The sequence below is a fragment of the Paenibacillus sp. FSL H7-0323 genome (genome assembly GCF_038002725.1).
GTDB lineage: Bacteria > Bacillota > Bacilli > Paenibacillales > Paenibacillaceae > Paenibacillus_AQ > Paenibacillus_AQ odorifer.
This window is the reverse complement of the sequence record NZ_JBBODB010000001.1, coordinates 1,726,439-1,739,256: the sequence shown is the minus strand read 5'-3', so window position 1 is coordinate 1,739,256 and position 12,818 is coordinate 1,726,439. Positions and strand designations below refer to the sequence as shown.

Annotated in this window: 11 protein-coding genes; 7 read left to right on the top strand and 4 right to left on the bottom strand. The window is 41.2% G+C overall.

Annotated features, from left to right (window positions below; all coding sequences use genetic code 11):
• Positions 1–238: 238 nt before the first annotated feature.
• The gene (locus MHH89_RS07985) at positions 239–1,093 is read left to right on the top strand and encodes a GNAT family N-acetyltransferase (RefSeq protein ID WP_076220624.1); all 855 of its coding nucleotides are present in this window, start codon (positions 239–241) and stop codon (positions 1,091–1,093) included.
• Positions 1,094–1,364: 271 nt separating this feature from the next.
• Here MHH89_RS07985 and map read toward each other — a convergent pair whose 3' ends face one another.
• Both map and MHH89_RS07975 read right to left on the bottom strand, forming a co-directional pair.
• Entirely contained in the window at positions 1,365–2,111 is a 747-nt protein-coding gene (gene map, locus MHH89_RS07980) for a type I methionyl aminopeptidase (protein ID WP_076277026.1), read from the bottom strand.
• A 7-nt stretch (positions 2,112–2,118) separates the two neighbouring features.
• Positions 2,119–2,703, bottom strand: a complete 585-nt coding sequence (locus MHH89_RS07975) for a TetR/AcrR family transcriptional regulator (protein WP_076279337.1) — start codon at positions 2,701–2,703, stop codon at positions 2,119–2,121.
• A gap of 539 nt (positions 2,704–3,242) precedes the next feature.
• Between MHH89_RS07975 and MHH89_RS07970 the strand changes: the two genes are divergently transcribed.
• The 4 genes from MHH89_RS07970 (at position 3,243) to MHH89_RS07955 (ending at position 6,979) form a co-directional block, all read left to right on the top strand.
• Entirely contained in the window at positions 3,243–4,052 is an 810-nt protein-coding gene (locus tag MHH89_RS07970) for a hypothetical protein (RefSeq protein ID WP_341086784.1), read from the top strand.
• 560 nt (positions 4,053–4,612) lie between these two features.
• Positions 4,613–5,575: a helix-turn-helix transcriptional regulator gene (locus MHH89_RS07965; RefSeq protein WP_076279339.1), complete on the top strand. Its 963-nt coding sequence runs from the start codon at positions 4,613–4,615 to the stop codon at positions 5,573–5,575.
• Positions 5,576–5,684: 109 nt separating this feature from the next.
• Positions 5,685–6,311, top strand: a complete 627-nt coding sequence (locus MHH89_RS07960; protein WP_076179951.1) for a type 1 glutamine amidotransferase family protein — start codon at positions 5,685–5,687, stop codon at positions 6,309–6,311.
• Between the two features lie 197 nt (positions 6,312–6,508).
• On the top strand, positions 6,509–6,979 hold the full coding sequence (locus MHH89_RS07955; RefSeq protein WP_254848769.1) for a DUF3889 domain-containing protein: 471 nt from the start codon (positions 6,509–6,511) through the stop codon (positions 6,977–6,979).
• Between the two features lie 355 nt (positions 6,980–7,334).
• Here MHH89_RS07955 and MHH89_RS07950 read toward each other — a convergent pair whose 3' ends face one another.
• A complete protein-coding gene (locus MHH89_RS07950) occupies positions 7,335–8,270 on the bottom strand; it encodes a Gfo/Idh/MocA family protein (RefSeq protein ID WP_341086783.1) in 936 nt (311 codons plus the stop codon).
• A gap of 110 nt (positions 8,271–8,380) precedes the next feature.
• Here MHH89_RS07950 and MHH89_RS07945 point away from each other — a divergent pair, with 110 nt between their 5' ends.
• Positions 8,381–9,337: a helix-turn-helix transcriptional regulator gene (locus tag MHH89_RS07945; protein WP_341086782.1), complete on the top strand. Its 957-nt coding sequence runs from the start codon at positions 8,381–8,383 to the stop codon at positions 9,335–9,337.
• A gap of 163 nt (positions 9,338–9,500) precedes the next feature.
• Here the strand turns inward: MHH89_RS07945 and MHH89_RS07940 are convergent, their stop codons facing one another.
• Entirely contained in the window at positions 9,501–10,745 is a 1,245-nt protein-coding gene (locus tag MHH89_RS07940) for an MDR family MFS transporter (RefSeq protein WP_076126732.1), read from the bottom strand.
• Positions 10,746–10,888: 143 nt separating this feature from the next.
• On the opposite strand from MHH89_RS07940, the gene MHH89_RS07935 reads away from it, so the two are divergent.
• A complete protein-coding gene (locus MHH89_RS07935) occupies positions 10,889–12,661 on the top strand; it encodes an ABC transporter substrate-binding protein (RefSeq protein WP_341086779.1) in 1,773 nt (590 codons plus the stop codon).
• Positions 12,662–12,818 lie beyond the last annotated feature (157 nt).

Here is a 12,818-nt window from a genome sequence, read left to right as displayed (position 1 = left end):
TTAATTGAAAAGGATGGATAATTCAATGAATACATTTAACTAACGGGAATTGATAGTGGTTGCTTCTGCAGCCATTTTTTTTGCTTAACTAAAGGGTGGGATAAACCAGCAATAATCTTAGGTGAAAATGAAATTAGAGTGGTTATTTTATTTATCCTATTTATTCCTATATTTTGTGTTGTAATAAGGCATCAGGTTTTGTGAAAAGTAGAGGAACTAAATAGAAGGGAGAGATGAAATGATAGAGTTATCTAAAGGAGAGTACGCTCACATTCTGCCACTGCTGAAAAATCTAGCGTATGAACCTGTGTTTGCATATTCCGTAATTGAGCGTAATCAGTCTGGAAAGGTGTTTGTTGATCGCAGAGAAAATCCTACTTGCGGTCTAATTATCAATTTATATGGACAGTATCTTTTGACTGGCAGTGGCGACAATGAAAGCTTCATGAACGATGTGGTTGAATTTTTGCTAAATGATCAAAATCATTCAATTTACTACGATCTTTATGTTTCAACGCCGGATTTGCTTTTTCAAATTGGCGATAGGCTAGCGGGAAAGACTGTACTATTGTACCGTTCTTCTTTTACGTTCGAGCTATCCCAATTCCAACATCTAAAAACCCTTAACTCATCGCCAGAACAATTTGTAATGAAACGTATGGATGACATTCTGTTCGATAAATACAAAAATGAAATGGACGCTTCTTATGACTCGCTATGGAGTTCGGCACAAAACTTTATAGATAGAGGGTTTGGATACTGCCTAGTGAAGGATGATCAATTTGCAAGTGTTTGTAATTCTTATTTTGTAGGTCGAGGGTATGCGGATATCGATATTGTAACCGTGGATGAATACCAGAATAAAGGGTTAGCAACACTTACGGGTACGGCATTTATAGAACATTGTTTGAACCACAATCTATTGCCGAATTATAGTTGTGACGCTGGCAATGAACGATCGATACAGTTAGCGAAAAAGCTAGGATTTGCAAAAAAAATTGATTTTTCCATGTTATGGTGGCATCAGGATCAGAGTATAATAAGTGATTATTTGAAAAGGTTCAATTATTCAAACACTTCAAAAGACAAATGAGAAACATAATGAGATTGAATTAAGCGAATGGTACATGATGGTAAAATAAGGAATTAATGGAGTTAGTCGGAGTTTTCCGATCTTGTCATGGTTTGACGGAGATGAATATGTGATCGCGTCCAGGCGAGTAACCTCGATACGCTGTCGGCGAACCTGTTTCGGCTGAGCTCTATAAAAGAACGGGATGAACGCATGTATCGGATGAAGAAAGAAGTTCTGCTCAATAAATAAAAAAGAAGTCGACCCTCTCGTTGGTCGGCTTCTAATTGTTCTATTGCGCGGTCAGGATTTGTGGTCCTTCAGCGGTGATGGCGATCGTATGCTCGTATTGGGCGGCGAGCTTGCGGTCCAGCGTCCGGGCGGTCCAGCCGTCCTGATCAATTGTCATGTTGTAGGTGCCTTCAGTGATCATGGGCTCGATCGTGAATACCATGCCTTCCTTGATGCGGGGGCCTTTGCCGGGCTTGCCGACATGCATATAGGTCGGCTCCTCGTGAAGGTCACGACCGATGCCATGAGCGAGAAGGTCGCGCACGACACCGAAGTTGTTCGATTCGGCATGCCGCTGGATTGCGCTCGTCACGTCTCCGAGCCGATTGCCGGGCTGTGCCTGCGCGATGCCGAGGTCAAGGCACTCCTTCGTGACGCGCATCAGCTTCTCAGCCGTCGGTGAGATCTTCCCGACCGCATAGCTCCAGGCTGAATCGCCGAGCCAGCCGTCGAGCTCCGCTACCGTGTCGATCGTCACGATATCGCCTTCCTCAAGTGGCTTATTTGTAGGGAAGCCATGTGCAATTACGTCGTTGACGGAGGCACAAGTCGCATATTGATAGCCATTGTAGCCCTTCGTGTATGGTTTGGCGCCATGCTTCAAAATAATATCCTCGAATATGCGCTCAATCTCGTTCGTTGTGATGCCCGGTTTGATGAGCGGGGCAATTGTGCGATGGCATTCGGCCACAACCTGGCATGCCTTGCGGATGGCTTCGATTTCATACTTGCTTTTTAAGATAACCATGTTTGTATTAGGACTCCTTTGTAATGGCTTGCATTGCGAGCTGGGCAATTCGATCGATGTCCAACTCGGAAGTGTTCGCATAGTAGTGCAGCCCGCAGCAGCCGACCAACACGGCAAGCATAAGGTCGACGCTGTCGTCTTCGCGCTGGATGATCGATTGGAGTGGAACATACAGTCTTTCCGTGAATCGTCTTTTGGCAGGATGCCGATCTTTTTCTGGCAAGCCTGTATAATGCTCCGCCGCCATTTTGTAGACGAGATATGCGCGGGCATCTGACTGCCACAACCGGAGTAACGTCTTGCAATACGTTAACAACTGCCTGTCGTCAGGGGTGTCCCGGCTGATGTTCGCCCATTGAGTCAGGGCTTGCTCACATTGCTCGAAGCCGCAGCTCAGCACATCTTCTATTAGTAAATGCCGGTTGGGGTAATAATGGTATACCGTGCCATAACCGAGACCAGCCTCGCGGGCGACATCGCGAATATCAAAGCTTCCGCCCGTAAGGAAGTAGGTGCGCGCGGCGAAGTCCAGGATTTGTTCCCTGCGCTGCATGCGTATGAGCTCATTTTGTTCTTTGGTACGGGGGCACATGGGCGCGTTAACCTCCTTTTTATAGACCTGCAAATTTGTCAATGTAAAGAGTGTAACGCATGAGGCGGAGAAATGCAATTATTTGTTGGCGTTCGATGAAAACAACAAGGACACCATCATTGCGTCGTTAAAACGAAAGATGAAGAAGCTCGAAAAAGAAAATAAAAAGTTGCGAGAACAACTTAAGTTTTCCTATGCGGATGTCTATCAAAGGATTCGAGGGAATGAATGTTAACTTATTCACTTACGGGCAGCTTAGTTTAAGATCAGACTCGGTGAACCGTATCATAAATAGGGGCAAGTTTAACCTTTGAAACCAGTGAGCTAGTTTCAATTTCGTTTCGAGTTAATGTAAATAATAGCCGTTATTTTAAAATATGCGACAAGAATTGCATTTAAGGAAACATTATTGTATGATTTTGGTGTGTTAAAAATTGGAAAATTTAATCGTCATTGTGTGGACAGTACGGAAACTACTTCAGCAGTTAATTATGGCGTAACCAAAGTTTCTTATACTCATTAACTAAGGAGAAGCAGCCTTGCGTAAGAGAAAACATGTTAGCATAGCAATTACATTGATTGTGATGATGGTCGTTCTATTCTACAGTATGAAAAATGTTCTTTTCGACGGCTCTTCTAACAAATCAGAGGAACAGGCCGCCACAACAACCCGTGAGATGATTAACGAGACAGAGAAACCAGCTGCCACAATAACGAATAAGGGAACCAATGAAAAGAAGAGCGTAACCGCGATGGAGGCACTGCGCCTTGGGTACTCAGAGGCGAAGAAGCTGACGGAAGAAGAGCCATTACTTATTAACATAACAAGCACGGATGACACTTCTGTTTCCCAGGAACGAACCGATGGTTCGGATGGAACAAGAGATGCTTGGAATCTCGAATTTGGCAGCAAGAAAGGGAATGTTTTTATTTATATCAAGATCGATAATGGAATGGCCATTAAGACTGATGTGAAAAAGCACGATAAGAATTTACTTGTAAAAGGACAGTATGCGATATCTGATATTCAAATTGATTCTTCCGATGCAGTTAAACAAGCTGTTGAGAGACTGGGGATGAAACCAGGAAATCCTGCTATAGCAGATGACTGGATCAAGGGGTATCATTTTACTATCAGCGGGTATAATACTGATCCTAACTCCTCCAAAACACGTCTGCTGCTAAGAGTTATGGGTATCTCACCGAATTCTCCTAATCGTGAGAATGACAGTTTGAGAATGAGCGCTTTCTTTGATGTCAAAACAGGCGAATTGATGAGCGCTACCGAGATGACAGGCTTCGACAAGGATGGGAATACCATGTGGAAGAATAGTGAGCTTAAATACTGATGACGGCATAAATAAATGAAGAAGGAAGTTATTTTCATAAAAATACAACATATTACCAAATAAAGAGTTATTATTGATGGAACTTACCGTGCGTTACTGCTCATGAGCAGACGCATGGTAAGTTTGTTTTTGTGTAAAGGCGTTATTAACTGTCTACTTGGTAAAGGCTATCGCATCACTCAAGTTTATTGAAACTGGAAATATCCATTCTTCCAGGTGATGTATATGCTGTGTATATTCTTTAGTCCCCTGAACGGCGGTTAGGGCAATTGGAACCTAGCGGATCAAAGAAAGAGCATTCTTCTGCAAAGGATGGCCCAAAAATTTACCGTTACAAACAGCGCGGTGAACTGTATCACAAGTTGTGGTAAAGTAGAATGTTGAGTTGAGCTAAGAGCAGCAATGTTAAAAATTGCAGATTGTTGTTAAGTTACGGGAGTCGACACACATTGAATGCTACGTTAGGATTGAAAGGCTGCAAGATTGATGAATAAAGGGATGCAGGCGATTCGCAAAGCAAATAATTTTGAGCGATCCTAATAAAAGATGAGGTATATGTGATGCCAAAAAACGATAATATGCTGGCAATCCTATGGATGCTGAATTCGGGTGTTAAAATGACCGCAAAACAAATATCCGAAAAGTTAGAAATAAATATAAGGACAGTCTATCGGTATATTGATGCGCTAAGTGCCAGTGGAGTGCCTATAATATCCGACACTGGTCATAATGGCGGGTATAGCTTACTGAATAATTTTATCAGAGCACCTCTGCTATTTGATATTGAAGAAAAAAAAGCACTTCTTCATGCTGCTCTTTTTGCAGAAGAAGCCGGATACCCTTTGAGTGAGGCTTTAGGTAATGCGACATCCAAATTGAAAATGTATTCGAATCAGGAACAGGAAAGTGTTCTCAGCCGTCATTTAGCCGGATTTGAAGTTATAAACCGTAGGGGAGACCCTTCTATTCAGCCAGTATTGGCGGAATTGGAGCAAGCTGTAGCAAACGAATTCTCTGTAGAAATTGATTATCACACACGCCGTGATGATCAACCTAAGACTAGGGTGATAGATCCCTATGGAATGGTGTACTGGAACAATAAATGGTATATTGTTGCATTTTGCCACCTGAGAAATGAGATCCGCAGCTTTCGGGTAGAACGGATTTTACAAATCAAGCGGACTCAAAACATATTTAAACGTTCCGAAGATTTTTTGGCTCGGGAATTTTTTTTGCGAAATCTATTACCTGATTTAGTCGGCAAGGACGGGTTAATTGCTTTAATTATCGAAGGTAGGTCAGAGGCGTTGGATGACTTATGCCTGCATTGGTTTTTGGGGCATCATCTGAAAGAGCGTACATCAAATCAAGCAATCTTTTTACTTGAGGAAAAATCAATTCATACCTATGTTCCTAATTTTCTCTTATCCTACGGGAAATCCATTCAAGTAATCGAACCACAGAAATTGAAGGAAAAACTTGTTGGTGTTGTGTCGGAGTTAATGGAATATTATCAACTTTAAAAACTTCACTGACAGCGGATGTCAGTGAAGTCATTTTATAATGATGATAATCATTGATTACCGATGGTTGGTATCACTTGATGAATTGTAAAATAGGGAGAACTTGCAAATGAATAATACGGTATATCTTTATGTGTTTGACACAATGGCAGACTGGGAAATAGGTTACTTAACTGCCGAACTGAACTCGGGAAGATATTATAAAAAGGGGCTGGCCCCATCAAAAATAGTTACCGTGGGAATTGATAAGACTCCAGTAACTACAATGGGCGGATTGAAAATATTGCCTGACATCAAATTGGATGATTGCAGTATTGAAAGATCCGATCTATTGATTTTACCCGGTGGAGATACATGGACAGAAACCATTCACCACCCCCTCTTAAAAATCGCTGAAAGGTGTTTAAGGGAAGGTATATGGGTTGCAGCGATTTGTGGTGCTACAATGGGACTTGCCCAGACAGGATTGCTGAATTCACGTGGGCATACAAGCAATGATCTGGAATACCTTAAAATGATCTGTCCCACTTATACAGGAGAAAAGCATTATAAAATGGAGTCTGCTGTAACTGATGGAAAACTGATCACCGCATCTGGAATAGCTCCGTTGGAATTTTCTGCACACATCTTGAAAGCTTTGGATGTGTTTTCTCCAAAAACATTAGACGCTTGGTATAGCCTTTATAAGACTAGTGATTCTAAATATTACTATGAGTTGATGAATTCAATACAATAAAAGATATGGGAGTGTCAGGTAAATATACAAGAATGGAACACCCAACGACTTTACATCTATTACCCCATATATAACAGTGTGTTATATATGGGTAAGGACAAGATGCCGTATGAGTAACAATGCGATTTGAAATATTCGTTCCACAGAAATCCTAACGGAGTACGATAGTTAAGCATAAAGGGTTCCACATATTAGTCATGACTAATATGTGGAACCCTTTATTATATCTGACTTTCCTAAATCTAGATCTTGATAAATTTAAAAATAAAGTTGTAGACTGCACGCTGGCGTTAAGTTGTCTAAGAATACATTTGGATAAAGTGGGAGATATTACTGAAAACTTCTCCAGATGGGCGGTTATTATGAAAAAAATACTGATATCATTTTTGGCGATACTTATTTTTTCCACTGTTACAGTAGAGGCTGCGCCTGAATACGCAAAATGGGGCAAAATTGCAGTAGAGGAAACACAAAAACGATACAATGCAGTCATAATTGATTATAAGCACATTGGTCGTACTGAACTAACACCTAAAAAGTCTGAAGAGAAATTCAAACTATGGATTAGAAGCAAAGCAGGTAACGAGTTTGGAGTTTTTGTATCGATCCAATTTGACCCGCTAACTGATACAATCCAATCGATTCAGTTTTCCGAAACTAATCGTTAGATTTAATAAATCTCGCGATTACGCTAATGGGGCACGATAGCACAATGACAACAGGCTGCCGAGATCATAGGCAGCCTGTTCAGCTAACTTATCCTCTAATTGAACTATCTTAATCCCAATGATGAAATCCCTCCAAAATGCTGTGAAATAACAGCTTTTTATGAACAAAAACTAAGCATAGCGTACCAAAAAGGACTGAATTTACTACTTTATTCTACAATTTCAACATATGAAAAATTCACAATAGAAAACTCAAAACCTATTCCTCTCCCTAGCTACTATCCACTAATTCTACAAATTCTACGCCCATACAAACAAAAACCATGAAAAAGGATATCTACACCAACCCTTATGTTTAAACAAGCTTTTTTTCTATTTTTATTGCTAATTCCATAGCTTGTAAGGCATAGTCTAACTCGATTATTGATGTAGAACCCTCCTCTAAGCATTGGAGAGCATGCGTAATACTCTTTTCAAAAGGATTAGCTTGTTCTAACAAAAGTTGCTGTTTACCTGCAGAGGTATATTCAATTAATGATCCTTCAACCGTGCCGTTCATGTCGTCACTTTCTTGATAGACTAGCTTTCCTTGTTCAAAATAAGCCTCATACCCTACGGAAAAAGGATAACCAGTTGGCATTTGTGAGGATACAACGATCTCTGCGGAGACATTCGTTTTCTGAAAATGGGTACGCACTAAAGCTTGTTCACTTCGTCCACCATCGGTTCCCCACACAAAGTATTCTTCTAACGATCCAAGCAGCCACGTTACAAAATCAAGTTCGTGAATCATCAGATTTGTGGAGATAGAATGAAGTCCGAGATCCCCCCAGAGAGGAGACGTTTCTCTTTTTAAGGTGAAGGCTAAAAGCTTTCCATATTTCTCATTAGAAGTGGTTTCGTATAAATATTTGTACGCAGGATCAAATTTAATAAATTGGTTCACGAGAATTCGTCTGCCATACAATTGTTCTGCTTCCTTCATCGCAAGGGCATCTTCAATGGTAAAGCATACGGGGGTTTCACAGAATACATGTTTTCCATGCTTAAGCGCCTCAACGGCATACTGTCTATGTAAAGTCACGGGCAGACAGATATCGATCACATCAATCGTGTTATCAAGCATGATATCCTCTATATTTGTGGTAATCTCAACGCCTAACGTTTGTTTTAAATTTTGCAGCTTAGCTTCATTTCTACCATAAACAATAACTTTGTCTACACGCTCATTTTTCGTCAATAATTCTGCATGATAAGCTCCGAACCCTGTTCCTAATACGGCAATTTTCATATGTTTCAGCTCCCTTTATGTAATGAACTAATCATAACCTGTTATTGTTGACAACATCATGGCAAGAATTTGAAGTATACTAGATAAAAAAGAAAAGCTCGGAGGTTCTCATGCGCTTGCATCGTTTGATTGCTATTTTATTATTAGTGGAATCGAGAGGGAAAATGAAGGCTAATGAACTAGCTCAAGCCTTGGAGACCTCTGTACGTTCAATCTATAGAGATATTGATGTGCTAGCTGAAGCTGGAATTCCTTTGTTGTCTATGTCGGGGCCCAATGGTGGCATCTCCTTAATGGAGGGATACACAGTTAACCTGAAGCAGTTACATGGTGAAGATGTAATCAATCTATATTTAACAGGTATGGGCATCTATTCTGGGGGCCATTCTGAATCGGGTCTTAAGCTGAAGACGACGCTGTTGAAATTACAAAAAACATTGCCCGCATCCTACCAACCTGACATTCAGAAAGCGCAAAAACGCTTTTTTTTCGATGACACACCTTGGTGGACAGAACGAATAGAAATTCCCTGTCTGGAATCTATTCGGACAGCCGTTTGGCGATCTCAGAAACTACAGATTGCGTACCAAAAGGTTAGCGGAGAAATATCATGCAGGAAATTACAGCCCTATGGTCTTGTGGTGAAAAAAGAGGAATGGTATCTTATAGCCTACTGTGAAGAAGCTAAGCACATCCGCACATTTAAATGTGAGCGAATTGCCTCTACGCAGCTTGTGGAAGAAGAGTACTCTATACCTATGGATTTTTCATTAGAAGAGCACTGGAAGCAGCAGGGACAGGTTTTTAAGCAAGCTTGTAAAGAGGAAGAGGTCTATCCTGTTGTGATTAGAACCGATAAGAGAACAAGGTCTTCTTTATCTCAGCTAGAGGTCATGGAAATGAGAGAAGAAGGGGATGCATTCATTTTAAAGGTGAATATGTTTGGTTATGAAAGTGCATGTGCTAATATCTGGAGCATAATAGGACATTCCGAAATCATTGAGCCCTTAGAGCTAAGGCAATATGTGAAAGGCCAGTTGAGTTTTCTGCAGGGAATATATGATTAACCGTTTTTTCTATGTAAAAGAGACCGTAGCTATTGCATATTCTGCAAAGATACGGTCCCGATTTTCTGATAAATGAATTAATTCATATAGTTAGTTAACATAATAATGATTATGTAAACTAATATGAGTATGATCCAGTAAATGACGTATTTAATTGGATAAGTTATCCTTTTATTGCTCTAGTTTCAACACCAAGTGTTAATTTCTCTCTGGCAACAAGTCTTTTGTGCGCTACGAGAAGAAAAGGAAGACCAAAAGCTGTTGTTAAAGCCAAGGGTACGAAGATCGCAAGGCCATTCTGAGCGCCATAATGGTCTAACAACACACCCCCGAAGATAGGTGCCATAACACTCCCTAAATTATTAAAGCCAATCGTACCAAAGTACGTTCCTTTCATTTCAGGTTTGGCAATCCGATCGATCAACATATCCATCATCGTAAAGAGTAAGACTTCCCCTATAGTGAACAGAACTACACTGATCATTAATAGAGCCACACCACCTGCAAGCCCCACTAAGAGAAGACTAAGTGCAACGCAGATATTCCCAAGGATTAAAGGGACAATCGGCGGGAATTTACTTGCCGTTCGTACAATGGGATACTGCACTACTAACACGGTTATAGCATTCAGTGACAACATATAGGAGAATAATTGCCCACCATTGGTGAAATGCGTATTCATCGCTAAATATTGAGCCATTGTTGAGCCGAAGTGACCGTATCCTAATACACAAAAGATGGTACCCAGGAGTACAGGTAGGAACACACGGTCTTTACCGGTGATTGTCAAAGCTTCGAGTAAACGTGGTGCTTGAGCTTGTGTACGGGCGGGCATGCTTGAACGATGTGCCTTAAATTGCATGAATAATACAATTCCATATGCAACATATACGATTCCTGCGATTAGAAAAGGAAAAGTTGATTCCGCAGAGCCAAGCTGTAGCCCAATGATTGGACCAAATACTACACCAAGATTAATTGCTGCATATCTAAGATTAAAGACAAGCAGCTTACTCTCGGGTGGTGTAATATCGGACAAAAGTGCCCGTGAAGTAGGCTCGAATACAGATCGACATAAGCCGTTCAAGGTGTTCACCAGGAAAAATACCCATAGATGTTGAGCCACTGAGAACCCGAAGAAGACGGCTGCCCAGCCAAATACCGAGATTAACATGACGATTTTACGGCCAACAATATCAGAAATATAACCGCCATAAAAACTGGCCAATACGCCTGCCAGCGAGCTAACCGCGACCGTAATCCCTGTTTGTGTCGGGGAAGCTCCAAGAACTTGGGTTAGATAGATGGATAAGAACGGGATGCTCATCGAGGTCACCAGACGTCCGAACATGGTGCCGATGATAATTGTCCAGGCTAGTGGGTGAATGTGCCTTAGATGCTGATTCATAATGATTACGATCTCCTAGTCTTATTGCTCTAATATTGTTGCTGCATATTCCTTGTTGATTTATGTATAATTATAATGATAAAAGGGGGAAGGAAAAGTGTAAGAATTACATTGACCATTTCACCTTTAAAGGAGTGAACCATTTGGACCAGATAAGTAATCATTTTTTATGTTTAGCAGCAGGCGTTACTAGTTCGTTCAAAGTGAATGAACCTGTTCCTGTGACGATAGATTTATTGGCTTCGATCCTGATTTGCACTCCACGTAATGTTAAATTCGTGCTGCGGAAACTGGAAGAGCAGGAATATATTCAATGGCAGCCGGGGAGAGGCAGGGGGCATATCTCTCAACTTACTTTTTTAAAAAGTATTGATGAGGTATTCGAGGATAGCTTTCAGGAGTTAGTCAGTAAAGGGAAGATAAAAGAAGCTATCGAATTGATGAGCAGCGATCAGGTGACCGGACCCTTAAAGGAACGATTATTAACGATGTTAAATAAACAGATGGGTTTCCGTAGTGAAGCAGAGTCAACCTCAGGGCTGGACGTCCTGCGGATTACCCGTAACCGGCATATGGAAGTGCTGGACCCTGCTTATGTATACACCGCTTTTGAATCCTATTTGCTGGGTCAGATCTATAGCACACTAGTTACTTATGACGCAACGACCGATACCTTTATTCCTGGTTTGGCCCATATGTGGGAAGCTAATGAGGAGCATACAAGTTATATTTTTTACCTCCGCAAGGGGGTACGCTTTCATCACGGAAGAATCATGACCTCGAGAGATGTAAAAGAGACGCTGCAACGGCTTATCGACTTGAACAGCCCAGCGGTTAGCCTTTATAAGGATATCGAACGAGTAGAGGTTGAAGGAGATCATCGAATCCGGTTTGTGTTGTCACGTCCAAATCTCTTTTTTCTGCATCTGTTCAGTTGTATTCACATGTCCATTCTCCCTTACGATATAGACATCACTAGTGAAGTAAGCGGTACAGGTCCCTACCGTTTATTGGATCTGAATGAGGATGTTTTGGTGCTCGCAGCTTTTGATTTTTATTTCGGAATTCGGCCGCTTCTGGATCGTGTTGAGATTTGGTATTTGCCAAAAGAGGCTTCTAATGAACGCCAATACCAGCTGCCAGATCCTGAACATGGGGAACTTTTACCTGATATCATCAGCAATCACAGTATAGATTACCCGGCCTTAGGCTGCAGATATATTCTGTTTAATTTTCATAGAGAGGGAATTCATCAGCAGCTATGGTTTCGCCAAGTCATCCGTATCCTTTACAGTCGAACGGCTTTAATAAAAGAATTGGGTGGCAATCGTATCACTCCAGCAGATAGCTTTTTGCCATGGGAGAGCAGTAAGAGAGAGCTTCTAGATCCAACTTTGGAACATGCCCGAGCGCTTTTAGCGGAAAATGGGTATCAGGGAGAAGTCATTACTTTAGCAACTAAGGATAAAAAAGAAGAACGAGAAGAAGCGTTATGGCTCCAAACACGCGCTGCCTCCGTAGGTTTGCAAATTGAGTTATATTTTTTCAATGAATTTAAGGCAGATCATATACAGACAACAGCCGAGATCCAGCTTGCTGAAGAGGTTTTAGAAGATGATTGGCAATGGGGAATGATTAACTACTTTAATAATAAATCTAATTATTTATTCTCTTTGCTTAGAAAGGACCAGATTTCATTGTTTTCGAAGGTATTAGGTCCTTTCACAGAATCTCCAAAGGATGAACGGGTGAAACTGCTGAATCAAGCAGAGGAGATTCTTCGAGACAATTACTGGGTGCTACATGGCTGTCATATGAATAAAAAAGCTCAGCTAAATCAAAGCCTGTTTGGTCTGCACACCGGTTCCTTCGGGTTTCTGGACATCTCTAAGTTATGGATTAAAACTAGGCTTTAAGGTTTTCTTTTGTTATACTTTCCAGGGAGGCTGTATCGATAGAATCGAATGGCGCTCTAGATGGATCAGATTTATGAATAGTAATTTATTTGTAGCCATGGAGGTGAACTCGTTGGATTTTGCTCAGATCCGTATGGACCGAGACAAAAGAACGGTC

Bases quoted from the DNA above. Each gene is read 5' to 3' on its own strand.
- MHH89_RS07985 (WP_076220624.1), top strand. From the start codon at position 239: ATGATAGAGTTATCTAAAGGAGAGTACGCTCACATTCTGCCACTGCTG.
- map (WP_076277026.1), bottom strand. From the start codon at position 2,111: ATGGTTATCTTAAAAAGCAAGTATGAAATCGAAGCCATCCGCAAGGCA.
- MHH89_RS07975 (WP_076279337.1), bottom strand. From the start codon at position 2,703: ATGTGCCCCCGTACCAAAGAACAAAATGAGCTCATACGCATGCAGCGC.
- MHH89_RS07965 (WP_076279339.1), top strand. From the start codon at position 4,613: ATGCCAAAAAACGATAATATGCTGGCAATCCTATGGATGCTGAATTCG.
- MHH89_RS07960 (WP_076179951.1), top strand. From the start codon at position 5,685: ATGAATAATACGGTATATCTTTATGTGTTTGACACAATGGCAGACTGG.
- MHH89_RS07955 (WP_254848769.1), top strand. From the start codon at position 6,509: ATGACTAATATGTGGAACCCTTTATTATATCTGACTTTCCTAAATCTA.
- MHH89_RS07950 (WP_341086783.1), bottom strand. From the start codon at position 8,270: ATGAAAATTGCCGTATTAGGAACAGGGTTCGGAGCTTATCATGCAGAA.
- MHH89_RS07945 (WP_341086782.1), top strand. From the start codon at position 8,381: ATGCGCTTGCATCGTTTGATTGCTATTTTATTATTAGTGGAATCGAGA.
- MHH89_RS07940 (WP_076126732.1), bottom strand. From the start codon at position 10,745: ATGAATCAGCATCTAAGGCACATTCACCCACTAGCCTGGACAATTATC.